Source organism: Rhodococcus spelaei, from assembly GCF_006704125.1.
Lineage (GTDB): Bacteria > Actinomycetota > Actinomycetes > Mycobacteriales > Mycobacteriaceae > Rhodococcus_G > Rhodococcus_G spelaei.
The window spans coordinates 275993-301487 of the sequence record NZ_VIGH01000001.1 but is presented as its reverse complement, the minus strand read 5'-3'; the positions used below and the strand labels follow the sequence as shown (position 1 = coordinate 301487).

31 protein-coding genes are annotated in these 25495 nt (G+C 70.0%); 18 read left to right on the top strand and 13 right to left on the bottom strand.

Translation table 11 applies throughout. The features are described 5' to 3' along the window. Nucleotides 1-102: 102 nt before the first annotated feature. The 3 genes from FK531_RS01350 to FK531_RS01340 are packed head-to-tail and all read left to right on the top strand — an operon-like array spanning nucleotide 103 to nucleotide 2989. Nucleotides 103-858: a (Fe-S)-binding protein gene (locus tag FK531_RS01350; protein WP_142094852.1), complete on the top strand. Its 756-nt coding sequence runs from the start codon at nucleotides 103-105 to the stop codon at nucleotides 856-858. Continuing rightward, nucleotides 855-2369 (top strand): LutB/LldF family L-lactate oxidation iron-sulfur protein, encoded by a 1515-nt coding sequence (locus tag FK531_RS01345; RefSeq protein WP_142094851.1) that lies wholly within the window; start codon nucleotides 855-857, stop codon nucleotides 2367-2369. Before FK531_RS01350 ends, FK531_RS01345 begins: the two co-directional genes overlap by 4 nt. Next, nucleotides 2366-2989 (top strand): LutC/YkgG family protein, encoded by a 624-nt coding sequence (locus FK531_RS01340; RefSeq protein WP_142094850.1) that lies wholly within the window; start codon nucleotides 2366-2368, stop codon nucleotides 2987-2989. Before FK531_RS01345 ends, FK531_RS01340 begins: the two co-directional genes overlap by 4 nt. Before the next feature lie 65 nt (nucleotides 2990-3054). Here the strand turns inward: FK531_RS01340 and FK531_RS01335 are convergent, their stop codons facing one another. Genes FK531_RS01335 through FK531_RS01320 form a run of 4 tightly spaced genes read right to left on the bottom strand, consistent with a single transcriptional unit; the run spans nucleotide 3055 to nucleotide 5996 of the window. Then, nucleotides 3055-3966: a DUF5926 family protein gene (locus FK531_RS01335; RefSeq protein WP_142094849.1), complete on the bottom strand. Its 912-nt coding sequence runs from the start codon at nucleotides 3964-3966 to the stop codon at nucleotides 3055-3057. Between the two features lie 24 nt (nucleotides 3967-3990). Further along, on the bottom strand, nucleotides 3991-4746 hold the full coding sequence (locus tag FK531_RS01330; protein WP_142094848.1) for a glycerophosphodiester phosphodiesterase: 756 nt from the start codon (nucleotides 4744-4746) through the stop codon (nucleotides 3991-3993). After that, nucleotides 4743-5654, bottom strand: coding sequence for a DUF4328 domain-containing protein (locus FK531_RS01325; RefSeq protein ID WP_142094847.1), 912 nt, complete (start codon nucleotides 5652-5654; stop codon nucleotides 4743-4745). Before FK531_RS01325 ends, FK531_RS01330 begins: the two co-directional genes overlap by 4 nt. Continuing rightward, nucleotides 5655-5996 (bottom strand): rhodanese-like domain-containing protein, encoded by a 342-nt coding sequence (locus FK531_RS01320; RefSeq protein ID WP_142094846.1) that lies wholly within the window; start codon nucleotides 5994-5996, stop codon nucleotides 5655-5657. A 254-nt stretch (nucleotides 5997-6250) separates the two neighbouring features. On the opposite strand from FK531_RS01320, the gene FK531_RS01315 reads away from it, so the two are divergent. After that, nucleotides 6251-7180: an LLM class F420-dependent oxidoreductase gene (locus tag FK531_RS01315; protein WP_142094845.1), complete on the top strand. Its 930-nt coding sequence runs from the start codon at nucleotides 6251-6253 to the stop codon at nucleotides 7178-7180. A 130-nt stretch (nucleotides 7181-7310) separates the two neighbouring features. On the opposite strand, the gene msrA is transcribed toward FK531_RS01315, so the two are convergent. Continuing rightward, nucleotides 7311-8021, bottom strand: coding sequence for a peptide-methionine (S)-S-oxide reductase MsrA (gene msrA, locus FK531_RS01310; protein WP_142094844.1), 711 nt, complete (start codon nucleotides 8019-8021; stop codon nucleotides 7311-7313). A 9-nt stretch (nucleotides 8022-8030) separates the two neighbouring features. After that, nucleotides 8031-9131, bottom strand: coding sequence for an acyltransferase family protein (locus FK531_RS01305; protein WP_142095304.1), 1101 nt, complete (start codon nucleotides 9129-9131; stop codon nucleotides 8031-8033). A 323-nt stretch (nucleotides 9132-9454) separates the two neighbouring features. Here FK531_RS01305 and FK531_RS01300 point away from each other — a divergent pair, with 323 nt between their 5' ends. The 4 genes from FK531_RS01300 to FK531_RS01285 all read left to right on the top strand — a co-directional run bounded on the left by FK531_RS01300 (nucleotide 9455) and on the right by FK531_RS01285 (nucleotide 12717). Beyond that, complete coding sequence (locus FK531_RS01300; protein ID WP_142094843.1) at nucleotides 9455-10078, top strand: superoxide dismutase; 624 nt, start codon at nucleotides 9455-9457, stop codon at nucleotides 10076-10078. Nucleotides 10079-10239: 161 nt separating this feature from the next. Further along, nucleotides 10240-11088, top strand: a complete 849-nt coding sequence (locus tag FK531_RS01295; RefSeq protein WP_142095303.1) for an SMP-30/gluconolactonase/LRE family protein — start codon at nucleotides 10240-10242, stop codon at nucleotides 11086-11088. 102 nt (nucleotides 11089-11190) lie between these two features. Continuing rightward, complete coding sequence (locus FK531_RS01290) at nucleotides 11191-11718, top strand: peptidase (protein WP_142094842.1); 528 nt, start codon at nucleotides 11191-11193, stop codon at nucleotides 11716-11718. 285 nt (nucleotides 11719-12003) lie between these two features. Continuing rightward, nucleotides 12004-12717, top strand: coding sequence for a TMEM165/GDT1 family protein (locus tag FK531_RS01285; RefSeq protein ID WP_142094841.1), 714 nt, complete (start codon nucleotides 12004-12006; stop codon nucleotides 12715-12717). A 54-nt stretch (nucleotides 12718-12771) separates the two neighbouring features. Here FK531_RS01285 and FK531_RS01280 read toward each other — a convergent pair whose 3' ends face one another. After that, complete coding sequence (locus FK531_RS01280; RefSeq protein WP_142094840.1) at nucleotides 12772-13434, bottom strand: hypothetical protein; 663 nt, start codon at nucleotides 13432-13434, stop codon at nucleotides 12772-12774. 289 nt (nucleotides 13435-13723) lie between these two features. Between FK531_RS01280 and FK531_RS01275 the strand changes: the two genes are divergently transcribed. Next, a complete protein-coding gene (locus FK531_RS01275; protein WP_142094839.1) occupies nucleotides 13724-14116 on the top strand; it encodes a PPOX class F420-dependent oxidoreductase in 393 nt (130 codons plus the stop codon). Between the two features lie 178 nt (nucleotides 14117-14294). Here FK531_RS01275 and FK531_RS01270 read toward each other — a convergent pair whose 3' ends face one another. Further along, a complete protein-coding gene (locus FK531_RS01270; RefSeq protein ID WP_142094838.1) occupies nucleotides 14295-15017 on the bottom strand; it encodes a hypothetical protein in 723 nt (240 codons plus the stop codon). 151 nt (nucleotides 15018-15168) lie between these two features. Then, nucleotides 15169-15858, bottom strand: a complete 690-nt coding sequence (locus tag FK531_RS01265; RefSeq protein ID WP_142094837.1) for a hypothetical protein — start codon at nucleotides 15856-15858, stop codon at nucleotides 15169-15171. Nucleotides 15859-16176: 318 nt separating this feature from the next. On the opposite strand from FK531_RS01265, the gene FK531_RS01260 reads away from it, so the two are divergent. Beyond that, complete coding sequence (locus FK531_RS01260) at nucleotides 16177-16530, top strand: TraR/DksA family transcriptional regulator (RefSeq protein ID WP_142094836.1); 354 nt, start codon at nucleotides 16177-16179, stop codon at nucleotides 16528-16530. Nucleotides 16531-16745: 215 nt separating this feature from the next. Here the strand turns inward: FK531_RS01260 and FK531_RS01255 are convergent, their stop codons facing one another. After that, entirely contained in the window at nucleotides 16746-17009 is a 264-nt protein-coding gene (locus FK531_RS01255; RefSeq protein ID WP_142094835.1) for a hypothetical protein, read from the bottom strand. A 148-nt stretch (nucleotides 17010-17157) separates the two neighbouring features. Between FK531_RS01255 and FK531_RS22930 the strand changes: the two genes are divergently transcribed. Continuing rightward, nucleotides 17158-17235: a TraR/DksA C4-type zinc finger protein gene (locus FK531_RS22930; RefSeq protein WP_142095302.1), complete on the top strand. Its 78-nt coding sequence runs from the start codon at nucleotides 17158-17160 to the stop codon at nucleotides 17233-17235. Between the two features lie 139 nt (nucleotides 17236-17374). Here FK531_RS22930 and FK531_RS01245 read toward each other — a convergent pair whose 3' ends face one another. Next, nucleotides 17375-17986: a hypothetical protein gene (locus FK531_RS01245; RefSeq protein ID WP_142094834.1), complete on the bottom strand. Its 612-nt coding sequence runs from the start codon at nucleotides 17984-17986 to the stop codon at nucleotides 17375-17377. A 301-nt stretch (nucleotides 17987-18287) separates the two neighbouring features. On the opposite strand from FK531_RS01245, the gene FK531_RS01240 reads away from it, so the two are divergent. Continuing rightward, on the top strand, nucleotides 18288-19055 hold the full coding sequence (locus FK531_RS01240) for an SDR family NAD(P)-dependent oxidoreductase (protein ID WP_142094833.1): 768 nt from the start codon (nucleotides 18288-18290) through the stop codon (nucleotides 19053-19055). Nucleotides 19056-19128: 73 nt separating this feature from the next. On the opposite strand, the gene FK531_RS01235 is transcribed toward FK531_RS01240, so the two are convergent. After that, entirely contained in the window at nucleotides 19129-19785 is a 657-nt protein-coding gene (locus tag FK531_RS01235) for a YoaK family protein (RefSeq protein ID WP_142094832.1), read from the bottom strand. A 24-nt stretch (nucleotides 19786-19809) separates the two neighbouring features. Further along, nucleotides 19810-21372, bottom strand: a complete 1563-nt coding sequence (locus tag FK531_RS01230; protein ID WP_246097823.1) for a TM0106 family RecB-like putative nuclease — start codon at nucleotides 21370-21372, stop codon at nucleotides 19810-19812. Nucleotides 21373-21603: 231 nt separating this feature from the next. Here FK531_RS01230 and FK531_RS01225 point away from each other — a divergent pair, with 231 nt between their 5' ends. The 6 genes from FK531_RS01225 (at nucleotide 21604) to FK531_RS01200 (ending at nucleotide 25419) form a co-directional block, all read left to right on the top strand. Then, entirely contained in the window at nucleotides 21604-22221 is a 618-nt protein-coding gene (locus FK531_RS01225; RefSeq protein ID WP_142094830.1) for a DUF6474 family protein, read from the top strand. A gap of 19 nt (nucleotides 22222-22240) precedes the next feature. Next, a complete protein-coding gene (locus FK531_RS01220; protein WP_142094829.1) occupies nucleotides 22241-22795 on the top strand; it encodes a hypothetical protein in 555 nt (184 codons plus the stop codon). Between the two features lie 43 nt (nucleotides 22796-22838). Beyond that, complete coding sequence (locus FK531_RS01215) at nucleotides 22839-23498, top strand: YcnI family copper-binding membrane protein (protein WP_142094828.1); 660 nt, start codon at nucleotides 22839-22841, stop codon at nucleotides 23496-23498. Beyond that, complete coding sequence (locus tag FK531_RS01210; protein WP_142094827.1) at nucleotides 23495-24022, top strand: copper resistance CopC family protein; 528 nt, start codon at nucleotides 23495-23497, stop codon at nucleotides 24020-24022. The genes FK531_RS01215 and FK531_RS01210 overlap by 4 nt, the downstream gene beginning before the upstream one ends. Nucleotides 24023-24027: 5 nt before the next feature. Further along, entirely contained in the window at nucleotides 24028-24978 is a 951-nt protein-coding gene (locus FK531_RS01205; protein WP_246097760.1) for a CopD family protein, read from the top strand. Nucleotides 24979-25059: 81 nt separating this feature from the next. Further along, complete coding sequence (locus FK531_RS01200) at nucleotides 25060-25419, top strand: MmcQ/YjbR family DNA-binding protein (protein WP_142094826.1); 360 nt, start codon at nucleotides 25060-25062, stop codon at nucleotides 25417-25419. Nucleotides 25420-25495: the final 76 nt, after the last annotated feature.

Below are 25495 nucleotides of genomic sequence, written 5' to 3'. Positions count from 1 at the left end.
AGTGTCCGGCGGATACTGACGGTCGACGCACGGAATTTTCGTCACAACGCACTGACCATGGGTTACTGTGGTCTGACCACATAGACGATTTCGGAGATCTGCATGCGAATCGCGCTGTTCGCCACGTGCATCGGGGACACGATGTTCCCGGATGCGGCCAAGTCCACCGCCCTGCTGCTCACCCGCCTCGGACACGAGGTCGTGTTCCCTCCGGGACAGACCTGCTGCGGCCAGATGCACGTCAACACCGGCTACCAGCCGGAGGCGCTGCCACTGGTGCGCAACTACGCCGAGAACTTCGGCGACGCCTCCATCGACGCAGTGGTCGTGCCGTCCGGGTCCTGCGTCGGTTCGGTCCGGCACCAGCACGAGATCGTCGCCTCTCGCTACGGCAGTGCCGCCCTGTGCGGGCAGGTCGAGACCGTCAAGGCCAAGACCTACGAGCTCTCCGAACTGCTCGTCGACGTCCTCGGCGTCACTGACGTCGGCGCCTACTACCCGCATCGCGTCACCTACCACCCCACCTGCCACTCGCTGCGGATGCTGCGCGTCGGCGACAAGCCGCTGCAGCTGCTGCGCGCGGTGCGCGAGATCGACCTGGTCGAGCTTCCGGAGGCGGACGTCTGCTGCGGTTTCGGTGGCACCTTCGCGATCAAGAACGCCGAGACCTCGACCGCCATGCTCGCCGACAAGATCCGGAACGTCGCGGACACCGGCGCCGAATTCTGTTGCGCCAGCGACTCGTCGTGCCTGATGCACATCGGTGGCGGCATGTCGCGGCTGCAGATGGGCACCCGCACGGTCCATCTCGCCGAGATCCTGGCATCGGTGGAGAAGCCCGTGGAGGCGCGGGCATGACCGGCACGAACCTGGGCCTGCCCGCGATGCCCCCGCGCGCGCCCCGCGGCGCCGGCTTCCTGCGCGGCGACGAGAAGTTCCCCGACGCCGCGCACCACGAGCTGGCCAACGCCCAGCTGCGCCGCAACATCGGCAAGGCGACGCACACCATCCGGGCCAAGCGACTGCACGTCACCGGCGAGCTGCCGGACTGGGAGTCGTTGCGCGACGCCGGATCCGCGATCAAGGTCGACGCGATGAACCGACTGCCCGAGTTGCTCGAGCAGCTCGAGGCCGCGGTCACCGCGCGCGGCGGCGTGGTGCACTGGGCCGCGGATGCCAACGAGGCCAACGAGATCGTCACCCGCCTGGTCCGCGAGTCCGGCTCCGACGAGGTCATCAAGGTCAAGTCGATGGCCACCCAGGAGATCGGGCTCAACGAACACCTGGCCGAGCAGGGCATCACCGCCTTCGAGACCGACCTGGCGGAGCTCATCGTCCAACTCGGCCACGACAAGCCCTCGCACATCCTGGTGCCCGCCATCCATCGCAACCGCTCCGAGATCCGCGAGATCTTCCTGCGCGAGATGACCGGCGTCGACCCGGACCTCGACGACAACCCGGCGCACCTCGCCGCGGCATCCCGAAAGTTCTTGCGGCACAAGTTCATGACCGTGCCGGTCGCGATCTCGGGCGCCAACTTCGGAATCGCCGACACCGGCACCCTCGGCGTGGTCGAGTCCGAGGGCAACGGTCGGATGTGCCTGACCCTGCCGCAGACCCTGATCACCGTGATGGGCATCGAGAAGGTGCTGCCGACCTACGCCGACCTCGAGGTGTTCCTGCAACTGCTGCCGCGTTCGTCCACCGGCGAACGGATGAACCCGTACACGTCGATGTGGACCGGCGTCACCGACGGCGACGGCCCACAGGCCTTCCACCTTGTCCTGCTCGACAACGGCCGCACCGCCACCCTGGCCGACGAGATCGGCCGCGAGGCACTCAAGTGCATCCGCTGCTCGGCCTGCCTGAATGTGTGCCCGGTGTACGAGCGCACCGGCGGGCACGCGTACGGCTCGACCTATCCCGGCCCGATCGGCGCGGTGCTCACCCCGCAACTCGCCGGCATGGACGACGCCGCGGACCCCAACTCGACGCTGCCGTTCGCGTCCAGCCTGTGCGGGGCCTGCTTCGACGCGTGCCCCGTCAAGATCGACATCCCGTCGCTGCTGGTGGAGCTGCGGCACCAGAAGGTCGAGAAGGCGGGGCTCGGCGCCGAGAAGGTCGCGATGAAGGCCGCGTCGGTCGCGATGAGCTCCGCGCGCCGCTTCACCGTGGCCCAGAAGGCCGCCGGTCTCGGCCGCCTCATGGCCGGCAAGAAGGGCAAGATCTCCACCCTGCCGCCGCCGCTGAACGGGTGGACCGCCGCCCGGGACATCCCGGCGCCGCCGAAACACACGTTCCGCCAGTGGTGGGACTCGGACGAGGGCCGCGCCGCGATGGCGGCCGCACGGGAAGAGGGACGGGCATGAGCAGTCGGGACGTGATCCTCGGCCGGATCCGGGACGCGCTGACGCTGGCACCGCCTGCGCCGCAGCGGGTTCCGCGCGAGTACCGGACCGGGCGCACCCTGCCCCCGGCGGAGCTGATCGCGCTTCTGGTGGACCGGCTGGTCGACTACAAGGCGCACGTGCACCGGTGCGAGGCGGCAGACCTGCCCGCCACCGTCGTGCGGGTGCTCGGCGAGGTCGGTGCGAGGCGCGTGGGTGTGCCTGTGGGACTCGATGATTCGTGGCTGTCGGGATTCGACGGCGACGTGGTCGTGGACGGTCCCGACATCCCAGCGCCGCAGTTGGCCGACCTGGACGCGGTGGTGACCTCCTCGACGGTCAGCTGCGCCGAGACCGGAACCATCTTCCTCGACGGTCGCGCCGATCAGGGTCGTCGGGCGCTGACCCTGGTGCCCGACACCCACGTGTGCGTGGTGCCGCTGGGGACCGTCGAGGTGGGCGTGCCGGAGTCGCTGGCCCGGCTGGTGCCCGAGCGGCCGACCACGATGATCAGCGGGCCGTCCGCCACGTCCGACATCGAACTCGAGCGGGTCGAGGGCGTGCACGGTCCGCGGAACCTGCACGTCGTCATCGTGCGCTGACGCGCCTGTGAGTCCTTCCGGTCCCCATGGGGGCCAGAAGGACTCACGGGCGGCGGAGCCGCCTGTCAGCGCAGGGTGACCTGGCGTCCGCGCAGTCCGTCGCGGCTGCGACGCTCGTCGGAGGTGAGCGGGGTGTCGACGGCAAGGGCCTGCGCCAGACGCTCGCCGAGCTCGGCGGTCGCGGGCGCCCACTCCTGCGCGTGCTTCTCGGGATCGAGATCGAACACCGGCACCAGCAGGCCGTGCGTACGGAACGACCCGGCGTAGCGCGACCCCTCGCCGAGGTGCAGACCACCCGAGGCGTGGACGCGGGCCAGCGCGAGCATCAGCTCGTCCTCGTCCTCGGGACGCACCCAGCGCAGGTGCGCCTTCTCGCCGGCGTCGACCCACCAGGCCGCGACGACACCGTCGGCGTCGAGTCGGGCGGACGGCATGATCACCGAGTTGGCCTGCTCGACGGTCGCGGCGACCTCCGGTGCGGGCGTGACGCCCTCGGGGATCCACCAGTTGAAGTCCTGGTGCACGGTTATCTCCAGCAGCGCGGACGCGTCGATCACGTCGGCGAGGTGGGTACCCTCGCTCGCCTCGGCGGCCGTCAGCGACTGCCCGGGCTCGGCGGCGACGGCCCAGGTCACCGCGGCGGCGAGGTCGGCCGCCACGTCCGTCGACGAGGCCTGCACCTGCAGGCCGACGAATCCGGTGGCCGCGTCGGTCTCGTCGCGCACCAGTGCCGCGACCGCGCCGGGCAGCACGGTGGCGGCCACCACCGCACGCTCGCCGGCAGTCAGCGGCAGCGGCGCCGTGGCGGACGGGACGAACTCGCGCAGCGCGACGAGGTCGCACTCGGCCGCGAGGCCCTCGAACGGCCGGGGCACCGCTGTCGCCGCGGCGCTGTCCTGGGCGGCGCGCCGCTCGGCGAGCTTGGCCGCGCGGTTGCTGTCGGGCTTGGGACCACTGTTTCTCTTGCTCTTACCCACGACCGGAAAACCTACACGCCCCGGCTAACCCGCGAGCCATTCCTTGGTCCGGCCGGGGTGGTTGGTGGCGATCCAGCCGACGCCGAGTTCGCGGCACAGCTCGACGTCCGCGCGCTCGTCGACCGTCCAGCAGTACGTCGCCCGACCGGACGCGGCCGCCCGGTCCACCAGTTCGGGATGCTCGCGCAGGGTCTTGATCGACGGCCCGACCGCGGTGGCCCCGACCGTCGTCGCGGCGCTGCCGCCCAGGTACCGGGACGACTCGCCGAGCAGCACCGTCGGCAGCAGCGGCGCCGACCGCCGGATGCGCCACACCGCCGTCGCCGAGAACGACATGACTACCGCCCGCGAGTGGTCGGCCGACGCGGGCGCGGACAGCCCGAAACGCGCCAACTCGGCGAGCACCTTGCTCTCGACCAGCCCGCCGTACCGCACCGGATGCTTGGTCTCGATGAACAGCTTGGTGGGGCCGGTGAAGTCGAGCACCAGCGTGATCAGCTCGGCGAGCGTGAGCACCGGCTCACCGTTGCCGCCGAAGTCCAGCTCGCTCAGGTGCCGCAGCGTCATCTCGCTGACCACCCCGGACCCGGAGGAGGTGCGGTCCACCGTGCGGTCGTGCACGCACACCAGGTGCCCGTCGCGGGTGAGGCGGACGTCGCATTCGAGGCCGTCGGCGCCCTGCTCGAGGGCCAGTTGGTAGGCCGCGAGGGTGTGCTCGGGCAGCGCGGCCGACGCACCGCGGTGCGCGACGACCAGCGGTCCGCGACCGTCGGCGCTCACCCGGCGACCACCCACCGGGTCAGCTCCCGCGGCCGACCGGTGACGCCGAGACCGTCGACGCGGCGCATCACGGCCAGCGTGAGAACGGCGACGGCCACCGCGACCAGGTCGGTCAGCGCGGCCACCAGTACCCCGTTGGCGCGCGCCTGCAGGGAGTCGTGCGAGCGCCACGCCAGATTCAGCACCAGCATTGCGGCACCGACCGCCCATGTCACCCACCAGAGTCGAATCAGGTTGCGCGTCTTGGTATTCGACTCGGCGAGTTCGTTGAGGTACACCCCCGGCAGCACCAGGTTCAGTACCGGGGTGAGGCAGCCCAGGATCACCTCCGCAGGCCGGCGCGGATCGGTCCGGCCCGACCGGCCGAAGGCGGCCGCGCGCGCCCCCACCAGCCAGGACGCGGACGCGGCGGCGGCGCAGACGGCGACCACCGGGGCCATCACCCCGGCCGCCGAGACCAGCCCGTCCGAGACGGCCAGCACCGTCGGCGAGATCAGGCTGGTGCGGTTGCGCAGCAGCAGGGCGTACCGGAACAGCTCCGCGAGCGCGCCGACCGCGAACAGCAGCGCCGTCGCGACCAGCAGGGTGGGTGCGAGCTCGCCGAGCCGCTCGGTGCGGGTGCCCGGAGACTCCTCCGGCGCGGCGGGTGGCGGGTCGAGCAGGCCCCAGCGCGGCATCTCCCGGTAGGACGGCGTCGGCGAGGACCCGGACGCACCGCGCGGCGAGGGCGCGATCCGCGCGCCCGGTCTCCTCGCGACCCAGCGGAAGTTGCGCCGCGACCGCGGTTCGGGTCGGCTCGGATCCGTCGGGGACAGCAGCACGCCGCGGCAACCCGGGCACCACTGCGCGGGCGTGGCCGGCACCGGCCAGCTCACGCCGCATCGGGCACACACCTGTACGGCCGCCATCTAGTAGATCTTCGCCGTGACGCCCGGGCCGGCGGTCAACGGCAGGCCCGACTTCTGCCAGGCCACCATGCCGCCGCTGACCATGACCGCTTCGAAGCCGATCCCGTTCAGGTACTCGACGACCGTGACCGACCGCCCTCCGGACCGGCAGATCACGTACACCTCGGCGTCGATGTCGATGTCGTCGAGTCGGGCCGGCACGTCGACCATGCGGATGTGCAGGGCCCCGGGCGCATGCCCGAGTTCCCACTCGTCGTCCTCGCGAATGTCCAACAGGATCACCGACTCGTCCAGGTCGGGGACCTCCCCGACCGGTACCGACGGCACGTCACCGAAGCTCACGCCCTCGATACTGTCACGTTCGCCGCACAGCGGCAGCAAGGTGGCGGCCGTCGGTCCCCAACCCGTATTCCACAGGCTGGGGAATGCCGATGTCGGGGTTATCCACAGGCCAGAGCGAGTCCAGGCACCCCATTTGTGATGCGGGCCACAGGTTGTCCACCGAGTTATCCACAGTTTCCACAGCGTTGTCCACAGATAGTGCACAACGCTACGAGGTCGGCCGCGTGCGCGCCGATAGGGCACCATTGGCGGTCATGGAGCTGAGAATCTTCACCGAACCGCAGCAGGGTGCCACCTACGAGCAGCTGCTGCGCGTCGCGCGGACCGCCGAGCAGCTCGGGTACGGGGCGTTCTTCCGGTCCGACCACTACCTCGCGATGAACAGCGCAGGCCTGCCCGGACCCACCGACGCCTGGATCACCCTGGCCGGCATCGCCCGCGAGACCTCGACCATCCGGTTGGGCACCCTGGTCACCTCCGCGACCTTCCGCCACCCCGGACCGCTGGCCATCGCCGTCGCCCAGGTCGACGCCATGAGCGGCGGCCGCGTGGAGTTCGGCCTGGGCGCCGGCTGGTACGAGGAGGAGCACCTCGCCTACGGCATCCCGTTCCCCTCGCTCAAGGACCGCTTCGACCGGCTCGAGGAGTCGCTCGCGGTGATAACCGGGATGTGGCAGACGCCTGTCGGCGAGACCTTCTCGTACGAGGGCGCGCACCACCGGATCCTGGACTCGCCCGCGCTGCCCAAGCCGCACCAGCAGGCGGGTCCGCCGATCGTGATCGGCGGCATGGGCAAGAAGCGCACCCCCGAACTGACCGCCCGCTATGCCGACGAGTTCAACCTCCCGTTCGCCTCGCCCGAGGACACCGCGGTGCAGTTCGACCGCGTCAAGGCGGCCTGCGCGGCGATCGACCGCGACCCCGCCGAGCTGGCCTTCTCGAACGCGCTGGTGCTGTGCTGCGGACGCACCGAGGCCGAGATCGCCTCCCGCGCAGCACGGATCGGCCGCGAGGTGGACGAGCTGCGCGCCAACGGTGCCGCCGGCTCCCCCGCCGAGCTCGTCGACAAGATCGGCCGCTACCGCGAGCTCGGATCGAGCCGGATCTACCTGCAGACCCTCGACCTCGACGACCTCGACCACCTGGAACTGGTGGCCACCGAGGTCATGCCGCAGCTGCGCTGAGTGCGGGCCGGGTGGCCGCCCGCACCGGCGGTCGCCCCTCACCCCGCGCAGGTCATCCACGCCAGGGTCGTCCGCGCGGCGACCAAGATCAAGCCTGTGCGGACACCGTCACAGCGGGACCGCGAACCCCTCACTGGGGCGGCAGCACGTCCGTCTGCGCGGGCACCTCGTCCTGCGGGAGCAGCCCGACCGGGCAGCTGACTCCGGTCGCGTGGACCGGGCAGTACCCACCGGGGTTCTTGGCCAGGTACTGCTGGTGGTACTCCTCGGCGTAGTAGAAGGCGCCGAGCGGGGCGATCTCGGTGGTGATCGCGCCGTATCCGGCCTCGGCCAGTCGCGCGCCGAAGGCCTCGGCGGTGGAGCGGGCGGTCGCAACCTGCGCATCGTCGGTGGTGTAGATCGCCGAACGGTACTGCGTGCCCTGGTCGTTGCCCTGCCGCATGCCCTGCGTCGGGTCATGGTTCTCCCAGAAATGTTGCAGGACACCAGCATACGAGATCACTTCGGGGTCGAACACGACCAGCACGACCTCCGTGTGCCCGGTGCGGCCCGAGCACACCTCCTCGTAGCTGGGGTTCGGCGTGTAGCCGCCCGCGTAACCCACCGCGGTGCTGTGCACGCCGGCGAGCTGCCAGTACTCCTTCTCGGCACCCCAGAAGCAGCCCATCCCGACGACGGCCGTCTGCATGCCCTCCGGGAAGGGCGGGGTCAGCGGGTGTCCGTTGACGTAGTGGGCGGCCGGTACCGGAAGGGCCTGGGCGCGCCCGGGCAGAGCCTGTTCGGCGCTGATCAGGGTGGACTTCGCGGACGCGTGGCCGAGGATTTCGTCGTACCAGGACATGCCCCGATGCTACGCGCGGGTGGTGACGTCCTTCGGTCGGTCCGCGGCCGTGCGGGACGCGCCCATGCGGTCGGACACCGCAGAGATCCAGCGACCGGCCGGGACCTCAACCGCGCGGTAGAGCAGTTCCGAAGCCACCGCGGTGACCACGAGGAACACCCCGATCGCCGCCGTCTTGCCGACGTAGCCGACGGTCAACTCGTACGCCCGGTACAGGATCAACGTGTGCAGCAGGTAGATGGCGTAACTGCGGGTCGCCATCCAGCGCACCGGCGGCCATCGGGTCACCGGTCCGTCGTAGCGGACCAACAACAGCACCGCTCCGGTGACCACCACCATCGTCCACATGTAGCGGTCCCCGGCCCAGTAGGCGCGGACGTCGGTGGCCAGGCGCACCACCTCGGCCTGCGCGATGACGGCCACCACCACCCAGCGCCAGTCGGCCAGCCGCGCCCACCCCAGGTAGATGATCTGGCCGAGGAACACCGCCGGGAGCGTCGCGGCGATCTTGCTCAGCATCGGCACCGAGTACGGCATCGGGACGAAGCGGTTGTAGAGCAGGATCGCCGCGCACAGCGCCGCGCCCGCGATCGGCACCGCGATCGGCGAGGTGCGCAGCAGCGGGCGGGACGAGACGCAGTACAGGTAGAACACCACCTGCACCACGAGGGTCCAGGTCACCCCCAGCACGGCGACCTCGGGGGTGAGGAAGAAGCCACCGAGCACGAAACTGAGCGCCGACTGGGCATTGGTGATGCCGTGCTGCGGACTGAACATGCCGTTGACACCGAGCTTGACCAGCACGATCGCCAACGCGATCGCCACCCACAGCGCGGGCAGCAGCCGTCCGATCCGGTTGAACAGGAAGCGGCCGGGCGTGTGTCGCATGGACGAGGCGGTGAGCATCAGACCGGTCAGCATCATGAACACGGCGACGCCCAGGAACGACAGGTGCTGATTGAGACCGGCGCCGACGACGAACACCTGGTAGACGCCGTCGATCAGCCACCAACCGGTGTGCAGGTCGTCGATGAAGTAGAGCGAGATGTGCGAGTAGAGAACGGCGAGGACGGCCAGCGCCCGCAGCAGGTTGGCTCCGCTGAACTCGATCCGTGACGCCGGTGCGGCCGCCGGCGGGGAGTCGTGTCGGAGGTCAGGCACCACGCAATATTAAGGTTTCGTTCATCGGTCGGACGAATTCCCGCCATTTCGTGGAGCTCGCGGAACGAACCGACGGCCCAGTCGTGGAGCTCGCGGAACGAACCGACGGCCCAGTCGTGGAGCTCGCGGAACGAACCGACGGTCCTGTTCGTCGCGCGCCCGCGTGCTGACAAGTCTTGCGGACGGTGTACCAATGAGATTGGGTTATAGCCCGAGAAGGATCAATCAAGGTACACGCCGGGCGCACACCCGCCCGTAAAGAAGGGACCCTCGTGTCTGTCTACTCGCTGCCTGAACTGCCCTACGACTACGCAGCCCTCGAGCCGCACATCTCCGGCAAGATCATGGAGCTGCATCACGACAAGCACCACGCCGCCTACGTGGCCGGCGCCAACGCCGCCCTCGACAAGCTGGCGGAGCTGCGCGCGTCCGATGCCCTGGCCCCCGTGGTCAACCTGCACGAGAAGAACCTGGCCTTCCACCTCGGTGGCCACACGAACCACAGCGTGTTCTGGAACAACCTGAGCCCGAACGGTGGTGGCAACCCCGAGGGTGAGCTGGCCGCCGCGATCGACGACCAGTTCGGCAGCTTCGACGCCTTCCGCAGCCACTTCTCCGCGAACGCCAACGCCATCCAGGGCTCCGGCTGGTCCATCCTGGCGTGGGACTCCATCGGCCAGCGGCTGATCATCGTCCAGCTCTACGACCAGCAGGGCAACATCTCCATCGGCCTGACCCCGCTGCTCATGCTGGACATGTGGGAGCACGCCTTCTACCTCGACTACCAGAACGTCAAGGGCGACTACGTCAACGCCTTCTGGAACATCGTGAACTGGCCCGACGTCGCGGCGCGCTTCGAGAAGGCCCGCACCCAGACCGCCGGTCTGATCGTCTAGGCAGCTGCGCTGCCCGTGCGCGCGGTTCACCCCGGACGGGGTGAAAATCGCGCACAGTTCGACCCCGTCGCCGCGCCCCTCCAGGGCGCGGCGGCGTCGTTTCCGGCTCGGTTCGGCCGGGTTCATTTCGCCGGATCAGTCGTATCGTTGGAAGCGTGACCATGACCGTGGACACGCTCGTCGACGGACTCGCCTTCCCGGAGGGCGCACGCTGGCACGCCCACCACCTGTGGTTCTCCGACGTCTACGCGGGAGCGGTGTTGGCACTCGACCCGGTCACCGGGGCGGTGAACACCGTCGTCGAGGTACCTGGGATGCCGTGCGGGCTCGGCTTCCTGCCCGACGGCCGGCTCCTGATCGCTTCGGTCCAGGACCGCCTGGTGCTGCGCCGGGAATTCGACGGCTCGCTTGTCGTGCACGCCGACCTGTCCGGGATCGCAACCTCCCTGCTCAACGACATGTGTGTCGACCGGCGGGGGCGGGCGTACGTCGGCAATTACGGCGACGACAGCACTCCCCCGGCGCCCCCACGACCCGCCGACCTGGCGATGGTCGAGCCCGACGGGACCGTGCACGCCGTCGCGACGGACATGCTGTTCGCGAACGGGATGGTGGTGACCGCTGACGGGTCCACCCTCGTGGTGGCCGAGACCCGCGCGACACCGGCCCGGCTGACCGCCTTCACGATCGAACCGGACGGCAGCCTCGAGCAGCGACGCGTGTTCGCCGAATTCGAGAACGGCGTGCTGCCGGACGGACTGACGATCGACGCGGAGGACGGCATCTGGGTCGCGTCCCCGTCCAGCGACGAGCTGATCCGGGTGGACGCGGACGGGTCGGTCACCGACCTGTTGGCGATCGCGGGTCCGTACACCGCGGCTCTCGGTGGGTCCGACGGCCGGGACCTGTTCGTGTGCACATCCGGTTCGTGGATCGTCGAGGACGCGCTCGACGAGCAGTCGGGGGCGATCCTGCGCTTGCGGGTCGACGTCCCGGCGCCCGGACACTGAGCGTCGTCGGCACTCGACCCGAGTTGTCTGCCAGCGCAGTTCGGCGCATCCTGGAGGTATCCGGAGCGGCAGTCCCGGAGCGCACCACGGGCGGGGGCGGACATGGACAGAAACAGATACATCGGGGTCTCACCCTTCCATGCCTCGGGCGCATTGCGTGGGTTCGTGATCTCCGGCCGGTGGCCGGACACCACCAAGGAGTGGACACAACTGCTGGTGCTCGCGGTGCGGGTGGCATCGCTTCCCGGATTGCTCTCCACCTCAACGATTTTCGGTGCACACGAGGAACTCCCCGACGATCCCGCGCCCGACACGGTGGGCCTGGTTCTCGCCGAGGGCCCCATCATCGGCGAATCTGCCGTCGCGCCAGGATGTTTCGCGGACCATCAACCTCCGGCCTTGTTGGTGCTGCATCCGCCGTCGGAGACGGTGCCCTCCCTGCCCGAGTGCACCGGGGTCGCGTCCGGCTGCGTCCTGCTGCCCGGCCTGCCGTACCTCGGACTCGACCATCGGGCCGCCTGGGTGGAGGCCGAGGCGGACGGGACGGTGACTTCCATGGTCAGTCGAGTGCGCCTCGACCCCGCGTGCGACCCCGACACCGCGGTTTTGGCGATGCTGCTCACCGCCTGAGCGCAACCGAAAGTTCAAAGTTTGGTAGCCCAAACTTGTTGCGGGCTTTGCCATCTCACGATCCCGGGGGTAGCCTTTTGCACAGCGAAGGGGAGTAGCCCCCAATCGCGTAGTCGACATACTGGCCCGAACCGCACGCCGCGGTCGGGCCCGGCTGCGCGAACCGGCACTGTTGGTCGAGACGATCAACCCCGGTGGGCGAGACCTTCGGCCGTCGACGCACCCGCGTCGGGGGCCGGAGGAAGGTCCCCAACATCCTCCGAATCGACGAAACGGAGGATCCACGTGCTCGCCGCCCTACTGCTGAGCTTCGGCGTCATCTTCGTCGCCGAACTCGGCGACAAGTCCCAGCTGATGGCGATGACGTTCGCACTGCGCTACAAGTGGTGGGTCGTGATCGGCGGCATCACCCTGGCGACCACCGTCGTGCACCTGGTCTCGGTGGGCGTCGGCCACTACCTGGGCGTCGCGATCCCCACGAACGTCATCAGCATCGTCGGCGGCATCGCGTTCCTGGTCTTCGCGCTGTGGACCCTGCGCGGCGACAGCCTCAGCGAGGACGAGGAGAACAAGGCCGCCCGCGTCGGCACGTCCGCGTTCCTCGCAGTGGCCTCGGCGTTCTTCCTGGCCGAACTCGGCGACAAGACGATGCTGGCGACCATCACCCTCGCCGCGGACAACGACTGGGTCGGGGTGTGGATCGGCTCGACCATCGGCATGGTCGCGGCCGACGCGCTCGCGATCGTGGTCGGCGCCGTGCTCGGCAAGCACCTGCCCGAGCGGTTCATCCAGCTCGCCGCCGCCACCCTGTTCCTCGTGTTCGGCTTGATGCTGCTGCTGGAGGGCCTGTTCCCCGGGAACGCCGCGGCACCGATCGCGGGCGGAGTGATCCTCGCGGTCGCGATCACCGCGGGTGTCGTGCACTACGCGCGGTCCCGGCGGGCCGCGGCCCTACCTGTCGAGGAAAGCCCCACCGCCCTCGACCACGGGGCGGGATAACGGCGGCGGACCCACCGCCACATCACTAGGTGGGTGACGTGACGGTGGCGATCGCTAGAAGGAGCTGCCGAGATCCATGAGGGTGACTTTCGTGGTCCCCGTCACCATCCACCCCTCCGACGCCGGAACGTCGGTGCCGGTGAACCTGAGCCCGCTCGCGCCATCTTGACCAAACGCGGTCGCCCTGTAGCCCAGCGAGACGAAGACAGAGCCGGAGTAGCGGCCCGGTGCGGCGGTCCAGCCGCCGGCAGGCGCCGTGACAGTGACATCCCCGGTCACCGGATCCACCACCGCTGTCGAATCAAGGTACGTCACGACCCCGTCCCCAGCCGGATAGGACCAGGACCAATCCTTGGCCGACGTGAACTCGAAACCTCGCGGCGGGTGGTGGGTGACGCTCGTAATGACGGCATCCCGGCCGTCGAACCTTGTGAGGAACCCGGTCTCCTGACCCAGCACCACCGGCTTACTTGAGCCGATGTACTCCAACTGAATGTGCCCGACTGTCGCTACTTCCTTGAACTGGCCGTCGTCGCAACCGGGCATGGTGTCCTCGCCAGTACACGGATGCGCGGAGCTGCCGAGCGCCACGCTGCCCCCGTCCGCGCTTCCCGAGCCCGCCGCGCCGGCGGTCCCCACACCCGTCACCGCACCGCCCGCGGCGATGGTCGGCGCCGCGAGCATCGACCCGCCCGCGCGCACCAGACGTCCAGCCATTTTCGAGTTCCCCTTCCGTGCCGGAGCGCCGACGAGCCGACTACTGGCCCACCCCCGACAACCCGCCAACCCGTAGAGGACGAAACGGGCGCTCCGCCGCAGAACTGAGAAGCCACTTTGCGCAGGTCACAGCGTTAAACGGTTCGTTCGAACGGTCCTCCCACGAGGATTCGCGCCACAGTTCGAGTCACCCGCTGGCCGACCCGCAGTCGGCGGGCAGGCGCCGCGCGTGGTCCGGCGAGTTCGGGGACACTGAGGAGGTCTCGTCGGCACCCGGAGGAGGGTGGACATGACCGAACCCATGGTCCCGGACCCGCTCGCGGCCGCGAAGGTGGTGTTGCTGCAGACCCGCAAACGCGACGGCAGCTGGGTCGACACCCCGGTGAACATCGCGGCCGCCGGGTCCCGCGCCTACTTCCGCACCCCGGGCCGCGCGTCGAAGAACAAGCGGCTGCGCAACTTCCCCGACGTCCGCCTCCGGCCGTGCAGCTGGTCCGGCAAACCCACCGGACCGGAGTCGGCGGCGACCGCGCGGTTACTCGCCGGCGCCGAGGCCGACACCGCCGCCCGGGCGATCGACCGACGCTTCCCGATCCTGCAGCGCGTCCTGGTGCGCGCGACCCACAAGGTCATGCGCACGCCCACCCTGCACTACGAGCTGACCGGCTTCCGGACCCCGTGACGTCCGACCCGGGCCACCGAGTAATCGGAACCATGCGGTTCACGTCCATTCGTGCACGACACTTCCGAATCGGGCACAACGCCCAGGCGGCGCCCCTGGGCGAAGTGCTGGTGGGCCGCCGTACCACCCGGTCGAGGGACCACGCGAGTCCTCGACCGGTGGGTACAACCGACAAAGGTCAGGAACCCGTGCTCCCGATACCACCGCTCACCGGGACGACCCGGGTGTTCCCTTGCGCCACCCAACCATTGGACGCCGGGACCCCGGTGCCGGTGAAAGTGAATCCGTTGTCTCCGCCGAGATCCTTGTCGGGCGCCTTGTAGTCGAACACGAGACTGACAGAGCCGCCTGCGAATTGGCGGCCGTCGCGCCCCGGAAGTAGCGCCCAGCCCCCGGCCGGCGCCGTGACCGTGACGTCCCCGGTGACGGGGTCGACCACCGCGGTCGAGTCCAGGGCCACGGCCTGCCCACCCAGCGGCTGCGGTGCCGGCGTAATTCCAGTCACCTTCACCGCTACGAATTCGAAGCCCTTCGGAGCACGATGGGTAACGCTCGTCACGTCCACGTTGACTTCGGGTGCGGCAACTTGGAACGCGGCTTCCTGGGCTACGACGACGGCAGTGAAAGTGGCATGGGCACCCTGATCGACCGTCTTGGCGCCGAAGTACGCACCTTTGTAGTTGCCGAGCATCCCTGAATCCGAGAAGTTGTTCCGGTAGCAAGGCCGCTGATCCGGGAAGAACGGATCGCTGTCGTAGCAAGGGGACACGAGGTTCCGCCAAACCTCGTCCGCCGACCCGGTCTGCGCGCCCGCGGTCCCCATACCCACCACCGCGCCACCCGCGACGATGGTCAGCGCCGCGAGCACCGACCCACCCGCACGCACCAGTTTTCCAACCATTGAACCGTTCCTTTCGGTTTGCCGAGCCCGGCGCCTTCGATCAGTCCGCCGCCGTACGCAGTGAGACTGAGAGACGCGAGACCCGGCGTCGAGAATCATGGCGACCGTGTCAGGCCACCGGTTGAACGAGTATTCGAACGAGGACGCGCAATCAGCTTCCCGAGCTGCCGAACCCTCCGAGACCCTGTGTGACCCGAGTGGTCCCCTTCGCCACCCAGCCGTCCGACGCCGGGACGCCGGTGCCGGTGTACGTGAGGCCGCTGGCACCGTCGCCAACCGACTCGATCGCCTTGTAGCTCAGTTTGACTATCACGTTGCCCGAGCCGTAATAGGTCGTGCCTTGGTTACTGGACACGAACTCCGGGATGGCCCAACCCCCAGCGGGCGCCGCTACCGTGACATCCCCTGAGGCGGGATCAACGACGACGGACGAGTCCAGAGCCGTGACCGGGTACCCGCCGCTGTCCGGGTCGTAGGCGGTGACCTCGGCACCCGTGAACGTGAAGCCTTTCGGCGCGTGGTGCGTGACGGTGGCAACCGCGAGGTCGGGGAGCCGGTCGACGCTGGCATAGCCCCTGGCCTCGAATGCTGCAGTGAACGCGACCTCCTGCCCCACGACGGCCTCGCCGGGACCCTGGTAGCGCACCAGGATGTCGCCCCGTCTCTGGAAATCGTCGAAGCCTCCGTCGTTGCAGCCATCGCAGGGGAATGCGGCGCTTCCGAGCCCCGCACTTCCCGTTGACACCGCAGCCGCGGTTCCCACACCCACCGTCGCTCCGACTGCGACGATGGTCAGCGCCGCGAGCACGGACCCACCCGCGCGCACCAGTTTTCCAGCCATCGACAATGTCCCTTCCCCGAAGAGCTGGCCCACTGCCCGCCCCCAAATTGCTCGCCAAGAGTATGGGAAGAAACGGCAAACCGGCGGTGAATCACATGATTGATTTGCCCAGGTCAAAGCGTTAAACACTGCCTCGAGCGGGCCGGCGGACACGCGGGTTCGCTCCACCCTGCGCCGCCCTCGCATCGCCGCCCTCGGGGTTGCGGGACCACGCATACACACGTCGAGGATCGACCGGATCCACTACGGGCCGACCAACTCCGACGGACCGACGTGACGCCGGGTATCGGATCGGGATGGTTTCACGTTGAACCGAGCATGACGCTTCCGGAATCGGTCACCGCCACGGCGCGTCAGCGCATCGCTGCCGAACGAGCGGAGGCCACGCACCGCATCGAATTCCTCACCGCCCGACTCGACGACATCATCGCGGGCTCGCACCTGACCACCGACGACGACGAGCACGATCCCGAGGGCTCGACGATCGCGTTCGATCGGGCCCAGGTCGTGGGACTGCTGGACGACGCCCGCCGAGAACTCGACGAGCTGACCGCGGCCGAACGACGACTCGAGGACGGCAGCTACGGAGTCTGCGAGAAGTGCGGACGACCGATCGGCACCGAGCGACTCGATGCGTTGCCCGCCGCCCGGCGGTGCATCGACTGCGCGTGACGGTTTCGTGCGGGGGTTCTTCTGTTCGACAGGTCAAGGCACCAAAACGTCAAGAGCCGGAACTGCCGGAGGGCCAGGCGGATTCTGGTGCGCCGTCCATCCGTTCGCCAGGCAGTCCCGCGTGAGTCGAGCACGATGCGAGAGCTCGACGATCAGCACACGAAACCACCCACCCAGGAACCTGAACGGGCGGCATCGCGGACGACTGGGTACGACTACAACGAACCGTTTCCCCTGACAATCAGGTTGTACAAGACCTGGTAGGGGGTGGGGAAGCTGCAGGGGGCATCCACAACGGCCTCACACCCAACCGACAAGGCAGAGGGCCCGGGGTCGACCGAGCCGATGGCGTCGCCCACGGAGCCGAGTCCGGGTGCTTCTGCGGCCGACGCGGTGCCCCCACCGAGGGCCAGCCCGCCGCCGAGCATTGCGGCGGCGGCGAGGACGGACGCGCCGCGGCGCGCCAGAGTTCGAGACATGCAGATTCCTTCCATCGAGGGGTCATGACGGGGCAGCCACACCCAGCGGACTCCCCCGACGAAGCGTAGGGGCTGTCCGCCCACCCGACGGCCGAACTCGATATTCGGCGTCTTCGCAGGTCAACCGTTATACACAACCGAGTGAAGACTGAGGTGCGGCCACACAATCAGGGCGGAGCGATTGGATGCGCTACCCGCGGCGCGACGCTGCATCGACTGCTCGTGAACCGCCCGCCCAGGAACCCTGAGCGGGCGGCACGAACTCGATTCAGCTCATCCGACCGGACCGAACACGTACGAGAGCGGGTGTGCGGCCCTCGTGCCGGCACCATCGACGGCCGTCCGAGATCCGGGCGCCCGCCGTCTCACATGTTGCCGGGGGGGCCATGGCATATCTCGGGGTCGACGGCCTTGATGCCAGCCCCGTCAATCACCGGCCAGTCCTGGGGTGCGAAGCCTGTGGCGGTGAACCCGACGCCGCTCTCCTGGATCGAGCCGACCTTGACCGTCCACGGAACGTCGTAGAAGAAGACGAAGTCCGTACCGATCGGCCATACACCGGTGATTGTCACGGCTCCGGTCTGGTCGTCGACCTGCATGACGGGGTGGTCGTCCTCCCTGCGATTCCACGTCCCGTCGACCTCCTCGAACCACTGGATCCTAAGACGTTGAAGCTTGTACGCGGCCGACGGCGGGTAGTCGGTCAAGCGGTGGACGATCGGGGCTTCCCCATCCGCGACCCGGAAACCAATCTGGCTGGTGAGGCTTGATCCGGAAAATGCCTGGGACGTTACGTTCTTCCGCACCGTAACATCTCCGACCTGCTTCTCAACGGCCGTCGAGTACGAGGGGCCGCAGGGGCGTGCGTCAACTGAGCCGAACCCCGGAATCCCCGCGAGGTCGGCGGACCCCGCCGCGGTTGCTGTCCCAATGCCTGCGGTAAGCGCTCCGGCAACGACGGCGACGGTGGCGAGCATTGACCCACTCCGCCGGATGGGACTCTTCGACCATGTCGAACTTGTTCGCACTGAATAACTCCATTCGATGAGTGATGGGCAGATGTCCGACCGCCCCGACCGCGCCAGCATAGGGACGATCGACTCCGCCGGTCGGCAAATCGGAGGATCATCACTGCAGGTCAAAGCGTTAAACAGGAACCGCTATCCAGCGACACCGCCCCACTCGGTGAACCGCCGTTAACCCGATTGGGCGACGGGCGCTATCGTTGCGTTCACTACCGGTCGGCCAACGGTGGCCGCCAGAAAAGGGGATCGAACAGTGGAACTCCAGGGAACCGCAGCACTGGTCACCGGCGCCGCCTCCGGACTCGGCGCCGCCACCGCCAAGCGCTTCGCCGACGCCGGCGCGACCGTCTTCGGGCTCGACCTCGCCCAGTCCATCGAGCGCGCGGGCGACAGCGTCCCCGCCGGCGTCACCCTCATCCCGACCGACGTCACCAGCGCCGACGAGGTCCAGGCCGCCGTCGACCAGATCGTCGGCTCCGGTGTGCCGCTGCGCACCGTCGTCAACTGCGCCGGCGTCGGCTGGGCCGGCCGGATCCTGTCCAAGAACGGCCCGCACGACCTCGAGCTGTTCCGCACGGTCATCACCGTCAACCTGCTCGGCACCTTCAACGTGATGCGCCTGGCCGCCGACGCGATCGCCAAGACCGACGCCGTCGACGAGACCGGCCAGCGCGGCGTCGTCATCAACACCGCGTCCGTCGCGGCGTTCGAGGGCCAGATCGGCCAGATCGCGTACTCCGCCTCCAAGGGCGGCGTGCACGGCATGACCGTCCCGGCCGCCCGCGACCTCGCGCAGTACGGGATCCGCGTCAACACCATCGCCCCCGGCATCATCGACACCCCGATGCTCGCCGGCGTCACCGACGAGTACCGCAAGGGCCTCGAGGCGGGCGTCCCCTTCCCGTCCCGCCTGGGCAAGCCCGCCGAGTACGCGCAGCTCGCGCAGATGATCGTCGAGCACGACTACCTCAACGGCGAGACGATCCGCATGGACGGCGCGCTGCGCATGGCGCCGCGCTGAGAGTGCGCTCCGCGCGGTGGTGCGGTTGTGGAGGTCCAGGCCTCCACAACCGCACCACTGCGGCTGCGCCGCATCACCGCTCGTCGACGAAGAACAACACCAGCGCGGCGCCGAGCAGGCCCGCCGGAATCCAGGCGGCAGGCCCACCGACCGCTCTCGTGCACACCGCCCCGACCACCGCGCCGACGGCGAAGCTGGCGATGATCGCGGCGTACACCGCCACCGATCGGCGCGCGTCGCGGTCCCGGTCGACCAGGCCCGCGTACGCCGCCTCCGTCAGCCGCATCAGGTTCCCCGTCGTCGCGATCGCGATGTAGGACAGCGTGCCCACGGTGCGGAACAGTCCGATCTGCATCGCCGCCACGAACGCGATCGGCACCGTGACGAGCGCGTCCGGCACGCTCGCCGGCACGAACCCGACGGCCACCAACACCACGACCTGCGCCGCGACGGCGAGCCGGATCGGGTACCGCACAACACGTTCCGCGCGCGCACTCTTGAGCAGGTTCGCGAACGCGACACCCACGAGGAACGCGAGGATCGGCCACACGTGCGCCAGCGCCGACTGCCAGTGCCGGTCCGACAGGTCGATACCCATCAGGATCACGTTGCCGGTCTGCGCGTTCGCGAACACGCCTCCCCGGCTCACGTAGGTGTAGGCGTCGAGGAACCCGCTCGCAACCGTCAGGAGCAGGGCGAACCGCAGCGACGTCGACGTCTCGATGGTCATGCCCGCCCCCTCCGGTCGCGGTCTCTACAGCTCCGATGCCAGCGGGACCTCGGCGACGGCGCGGTCGGTCATCCACTCCCGCAACACCTTCGTCGCGCGCACGTCGTCCTCGTTGTAGACGAACAGCCGCTCACGCTGGTCGAGGTCCGGCTCGCCGTCGTAGCCGACCGCGTCGCAGTACCAGCTCATCGACGCCTCACCGCTGGCCTCGGCGTCGCGCCAGCGGAAGCCCGCGACCGGTGCGATCTTCTTGAGCCCCTTGCCGTTCGGGCAGATGAACTGCTCACTCACGGCCTGGTAGATGTCCACCCAGTGCGGTCCGTTGATGAAGGTCTTCACCTGCGCGACGGTCGGGATACCGGGCATTCCCGCGAACCGGGTCGCGGAGTCCAGCAGCCACTTGTCCTCGGCCGAGCGCGAATAGCAGTAGGCGGCAAAGGTTTTCCCCGCCGCCAGGGTCGCCTCGAGAGTGCCGGTGAGCCAGGTCCAGAACTCGGCGAACGAGCGCGCCTCGTCGGACGTGGGCACCGGATCCCAGGTCACGAACGGACGATACGGCTGCGCGACACCCGCCTCGGTGAGCAGCGTGCCCCACAGGTACGCGCCGTGCTCCTGGTAGCTCTCCATGTCCACGTCCACCTCGACGTCCGCGCGGACCACCGTCACGTCCGGCCGTCGCCGCACCAGCGGGATCCCCGCCAGCCAGGCCTTCGCCAGCACCACCGTGTCGGCGAACCCGTCGCCCTGCCACTCCTCCGGCGCCGGTCCCTCCCAGGCGGCCAGCGCGTCGATGGTCCGCACCCCGACCCCACGCAGCACCTCCGCCCGCGACCCCGTCGCCACCAGACTCACGTCCCGTGCGTCGGTGAGCACCGCGCTGCAGTCCGGCCACCACGGACAGGACCGGCACTCGCCGACCTGGGACGGCGCCGTGGCCCGCTCCCCCCGCGCGACCGCGAGCCGGTCCTCGAACCGCTCGTCGTACTGGTCCATGATTGCCGCGAGGTCGTGCACCAGGATGCACTCGCCGCCGTACCCGATCGCCCCGCCCAGCGCGGCCGGGCTGGCGTGCCCGTGCGTCTGCAGCATCCGGTAGATCTGAGCGAGCCGGAACTGGTCACGCAGCTGGGCCCGGACCTTCCGGGTCGGGTCGGTGGCGGGCGCCCACTCGTCCAGTCCCGAGGTCACCGCACCGCTGCCCGGATCGGTGACCTTGTGGTTGACCACGATCACCGGGACGTACCCGCCGCGGTCGGCGTCGCGCACCAGCAACTCGGAGCGCGCGCGCCGACCGGTGTCGAACTCCAGCGGCAGGACCGCACCCCAGATCCGGTCGACGCCCTCCTCGCAGGCCCGCATCGTCGCGGCCGCCCGCTCGCTCGCCGGGGCGTCCGGGGTGATGTGCACCCACGTGTGGGCGCCGCCGGCCATCAGCCGCTCGCGGGTCGCCTCCCGGTACGCCCGGGCCGACTCCCGGCGCTGCTGAACCCCGATGTCCTCGGGGACATTCGCCACGGTGCCCGGGTGCGCGGTGTCCAGGTGAACCCGGTGCCGGCAGCCGGTCAGCGCCCGCGGGTCGATGAGCACCGGCCGACGCTGCCCCTCGGTGGGGGGCACTGCGCCACCGGCCTGTTCCCGCGACGCCTCGTCCCGCGCGTCCTGCGATGTGTTCACGATGTCGAGATTATGGTCCGCCGGACCGACATCCCGCATCGGCGGCGAAGGTCGTGACTCCCCCGCGAGCCCCGGCACCGGCGCGGATAGGCTGTCCTAGGCAGTGTGCCGGCGCTCGAGCACCAGACTTAAGGGGCCTATCGCATGGGTTTGTTCAAGAAACGCAAGACACGCGCGACGCGCCGTGCCGAGGCGAAGGCCCTCAAGCACAAGGCCAAGGTGGAGGCGAAGCTCGGCGCCCGGAACGACCGTAAGAAGATGCGCGGCGAGGCGAAGTCCGCGAAGAAGGTCGAGAAGGCCCAGCTGGCCACCCTCAAGGCCCAGGAGAAGGCCGCCGAGCGCACCGGATTCAGCGTCGGCCAGGTCCGCCGCTACCTCGGGATCGCCCGGCTGCTAACCCCCGTGCTGGCCCCGCTGGCGTACCGCGGCGCGGTGATCGTGCGCGGTCAGCTCGACCAGCAGCGCGCCGCGAAGATGGGCATCGCCACCGACGAACTCGGCAACTACACCGGGCACGGTGCGCAGCTCAGCGCCCGGATCGCGGGCGCCGAGCGTTCCGCCAACGACATCGCCGCCCAGTTCACCGACGCGGAGACCGCCCGGTTCACCGCCGCGATCCGGGGCCGGCTCACCGAGCTGACCACCGCGGTCCGCGCGGCCGAGCAGATGCCCGCCCAGCGCCGCAAGTCCGCCCACCAGGCCATCTCCGCCGAACTCGACGGCATCGAGGCCGACGTCCTGGCGCGACTCGGCGTGCGCTGACCCGGAAACACCGCTTCCCATGCCGACCGCCCGCACAGCACCGACAGCCGTCCCGGCAGCTCGGCGGCTGCGCGGTGCCGCGGTCGGCGCGCTGACCGCGGCCCTGGCCGTGGCCGGGCACGGGGTCGGCGGCGGGGGCTACCCGGGCACCGCGGCGCTGACCCTGCTGGTGCTGTGCTGCGCGGGCGTCGGCGCCCTCACCACCAGCCTGGGGACCGGTCACGCCGGTGGCCGCGCCGGACTGCTCGCGGCCCTGGCCGGCGGGCAGGTGGTCGGACACCTCGTGCTGTCCACCGCGCTGAGCCATCACCACACCGGCACCGATCTGTCCTCGCGCGGACTGTCGATGCTTGCCGCCCACGCAGCGGCGACCCTCGTCTGTGCGGCGCTGATCGTCGCCGCGGAACGTCTGTACGGCCCGATCACCCGGGTGTTGCGGGCGGTCCTGCGCGGGCCCGCGCCCGTGGTGCGGCCGGCCGCCCGCCCGGCCGTCGGACCTTGTGCCGTCGCCGTGCACGAACTGCTCGACTTCGCCATCTCGAGACGGGGACCACCCGCGGCCACGCACGCGTGACCGCAACTCCCCCATCCTCACTCGAGAGAAACGACAACCACACATGAAGACCTCCCTTTCGCGTGCCCTGCTCACGGTCGGCGCGACCGGCGGCGTGCTGCTGCTCGGCACCGGTATCGCCTCCGCCCACGTCACCGTCGGTGCCCCCGGCGCCGCGCAGGGCGGCTACACCGTCCTGAACTTCAAGGTGCCCACCGAGTCCGAGACCGCGGGCACCACGAAGCTGACGGTGACCCTGCCCAACCTGAAGTCGGCACGCACCGAACCGATGCCGGGATGGACCTCGCAGGTGACCAAGGACCCCGCCTCCGGCGAGGCAACCGCGGTGACCTGGACGGCGGATCCCGGCGTCGCCGTCGGACCCGGGCAGTTCCAGCAGTTCATGTTGTCCGCCGGGCCGCTGCCCAAGCAGGACGAGGTGTCCTTCCCGGCGGTGCAGACCTACAGCGACGGCCAGGTCGTGGACTGGAACCAGCGGCCGGGCCCCGACGGCAGCGAACCCGACAAGCCGGCGCCCAGCCTGACCCTCACCTCGGCCGCGGAGTCCGGCGACGACCACGGTGCGGCCTCGTCGGACGCGGCGGCATCGAGCACCGACTCGACCGACACCACCGCCCGTTGGCTCGGCGGCATCGGTCTGGTGGTCGGCGCCCTCGGCGCGGCCCTGGGCATCGGCGCCACCGTCCGAAGCCGGCGCTCGTGAGCGCCCGGCTACGGCTGCTGGCCGTCACGACGCTGGCCGTCCTCGCCACCCTGATCGGCGGCGGCGTCGCCGGCGCGCACTCGGTGGTGACCGGGTCCGTCCCCGACAACGGTTCGTCGGTCGCGACCGGCCCGGCGCAGGCGTCGGTGACCTTCAACGAACCGCTGCAGTCCAGTTTCGCCACCATGACGGTGGTCGGGCCGGACGGAAACCTGTGGTCGAAGGGTGACCCGACGGTGCAGGGCCAGACGATCAGCGTGCCGGTCGGCGAACTCGGCCCCACCGGCCAGTACACGATCGCGTTCCGGGTCACGTCCGCGGACGGGCACCCGGTCAGCGGCACCCGCACCTTCACCCTGACCACCCAGGGCACCGGCACCCCCGGCGCCAAGGCGGGCGGCTCGGGTTCCGCCGGCGACGAGGGGTCCGACGGCGTGCCGCTGTGGCCGTTCATCGTCGGAGCGGTCGTGGTGTTCGGCGGCGGGCTGGCGTTCGCGCTGCGCCGGCCGCGCGACAAGGGCTGACAGCGGTGGGTTCGGCGGCGCGGCGTGCCTCGCCGGGGTGGCTGCTGCTCGCCGCACCCGCCGGTCTGGCCGGGGTCGGGCTGGCCTGGCTGCTGGCCACCCCGGACGGCCCGGAGGCGTCGAGCCTGATCCGGGTGCTCTCGGACTGTCTGGGGGCGACGGTGCTCGGCGTGACGGTGCTCGAATGGCTGCAGCGCTCGGAGCGACGCCCGGTGCTCGAGCGGTCGGCGCTGTGGCGACCGCTGGCGGCGCTGGCCGGGGCGTGGACGGTCGCGGAAGCGGCCCTGTTGGTCGCGGCGGCCGCCCAGACCAGCGAGGTCGGGGCGTCCGCGCTGTCGTCGACGGCGTTCGGCCGGTTCGTCGGCGAGATCAGCGTCGGGCAGATCGGCGCCGCGACCCTCGGCTGCACCGCCGCGATCGCGGTGCTCACGGCGGTCGCGTTCCGGCGCGACGCGCGGTGGCCGCTCACGCCGGTCGCGGTGCTGGCGACGGTCGCGCTGCTCGCCCGGCCCGTCACCGGCCACATGTCCGCGCAGGCGCTCGGGTCGGTGTTCGTCGCCGCGCACGCGCTGGCCGCGGCGCTGTGGCTGGGGCCGCTGGCCGCGATGGCACTGCTGCTGCGGGCGCGCGGCGCCTGGGCGGTGCTGCTGCCGCGCTACTCGGACCTGGCGTGGCGGTGCGTGGCGGTACTCGCGGTGACCGGGGTGGTCGACGCGGCGGTCAAGCTCGGCGACGTCGGCTCGCTGGTCGGTACCGGGTACGGCCGGATCGTGCTGGCGAAGGTGGTGGCGCTGGTCGGTTTGGGCGCGCTCGGCTGGCGGTGGCGGCGCAGCTGGGTGCCCGCCGCGGGCGCGCACCGGGTGACCGCCGAGGACTCGCTCCGCCGCGCGGTGGTCGACGTGGTCGCGATGGCAGTCGCGTTCGGCCTCGCCGCGGCCCTCGCGACCACGGCCTAGCGGCTCCGCCGCCCGTGCGCGCCGTTCACCCCGATTGGGGTAATTCGCGCGCACGGTCGGCGCAGCCGATAGAAAGGAACCATGCCCTCCGAGAAGTTCGTGCGCGAACTGATGTTGGCCCTGCCCGAGGCCGAGGAGGTGGTGGTCGCGAACTGGGGCGACCAGCCGACGTTCCGGGTGCGCAACAAGATGTTCGGGCTCGTCGGCCACGGCGCGCCGACGGTGTGTCTGAAAGCCACCCGCGACGACCAGGCCGCGCTCATCGACGAGAACCCTGACGTGTTCCTGGTCGCACCGTTCTTCGGACGGTGGGGCTGGGTCGACGTGGTCCTGGATCTGGTGGAGCCGGACCTGCTGGCCGAGCTCGTCGAGGAGGCCTGGCGGCTGACCGCGCCGAAGCGGGTGGTCGCGGCGTACGACCGGGAGCGCGACAGCCGCTGAGACCTGTTCCGGCCCTTCGTAGCCCGCATTGCGATTCGCTCGCGACGACTGCCTGCCGACTGTGCGCGCCGTTTAC

Bases quoted from the DNA above. Each gene is read 5' to 3' on its own strand.
- FK531_RS01260 (WP_142094836.1), top strand. From the start codon at position 16,177: ATGACGCTTCCGGAATCGGTCACCGCCACGGCGCGTCAGCGCATCGCT.
- FK531_RS01265 (WP_142094837.1), bottom strand. From the start codon at position 15,858: ATGGCTGGAAAACTGGTGCGCGCGGGTGGGTCCGTGCTCGCGGCGCTG.
- FK531_RS01270 (WP_142094838.1), bottom strand. From the start codon at position 15,017: ATGGTTGGAAAACTGGTGCGTGCGGGTGGGTCGGTGCTCGCGGCGCTG.
- FK531_RS01290 (WP_142094842.1), top strand. From the start codon at position 11,191: ATGGACAGAAACAGATACATCGGGGTCTCACCCTTCCATGCCTCGGGC.
- FK531_RS01275 (WP_142094839.1), top strand. From the start codon at position 13,724: ATGACCGAACCCATGGTCCCGGACCCGCTCGCGGCCGCGAAGGTGGTG.
- FK531_RS01315 (WP_142094845.1), top strand. From the start codon at position 6,251: ATGGAGCTGAGAATCTTCACCGAACCGCAGCAGGGTGCCACCTACGAG.
- FK531_RS01280 (WP_142094840.1), bottom strand. From the start codon at position 13,434: ATGGCTGGACGTCTGGTGCGCGCGGGCGGGTCGATGCTCGCGGCGCCG.
- FK531_RS01215 (WP_142094828.1), top strand. From the start codon at position 22,839: ATGAAGACCTCCCTTTCGCGTGCCCTGCTCACGGTCGGCGCGACCGGC.
- FK531_RS01345 (WP_142094851.1), top strand. From the start codon at position 855: ATGACCGGCACGAACCTGGGCCTGCCCGCGATGCCCCCGCGCGCGCCC.
- FK531_RS01220 (WP_142094829.1), top strand. From the start codon at position 22,241: ATGCCGACCGCCCGCACAGCACCGACAGCCGTCCCGGCAGCTCGGCGG.
- FK531_RS01235 (WP_142094832.1), bottom strand. From the start codon at position 19,785: ATGACCATCGAGACGTCGACGTCGCTGCGGTTCGCCCTGCTCCTGACG.
- FK531_RS01255 (WP_142094835.1), bottom strand. From the start codon at position 17,009: ATGTCTCGAACTCTGGCGCGCCGCGGCGCGTCCGTCCTCGCCGCCGCC.
- msrA (WP_142094844.1), bottom strand. From the start codon at position 8,021: ATGTCCTGGTACGACGAAATCCTCGGCCACGCGTCCGCGAAGTCCACC.
- FK531_RS01200 (WP_142094826.1), top strand. From the start codon at position 25,060: ATGCCCTCCGAGAAGTTCGTGCGCGAACTGATGTTGGCCCTGCCCGAG.
- FK531_RS01325 (WP_142094847.1), bottom strand. From the start codon at position 5,654: ATGGCGGCCGTACAGGTGTGTGCCCGATGCGGCGTGAGCTGGCCGGTG.
- FK531_RS01245 (WP_142094834.1), bottom strand. From the start codon at position 17,986: ATGCTCGCCACCGTCGCCGTCGTTGCCGGAGCGCTTACCGCAGGCATT.
- FK531_RS01225 (WP_142094830.1), top strand. From the start codon at position 21,604: ATGGGTTTGTTCAAGAAACGCAAGACACGCGCGACGCGCCGTGCCGAG.
- FK531_RS01340 (WP_142094850.1), top strand. From the start codon at position 2,366: ATGAGCAGTCGGGACGTGATCCTCGGCCGGATCCGGGACGCGCTGACG.
- FK531_RS01295 (WP_142095303.1), top strand. From the start codon at position 10,240: ATGACCGTGGACACGCTCGTCGACGGACTCGCCTTCCCGGAGGGCGCA.
- FK531_RS01350 (WP_142094852.1), top strand. From the start codon at position 103: ATGCGAATCGCGCTGTTCGCCACGTGCATCGGGGACACGATGTTCCCG.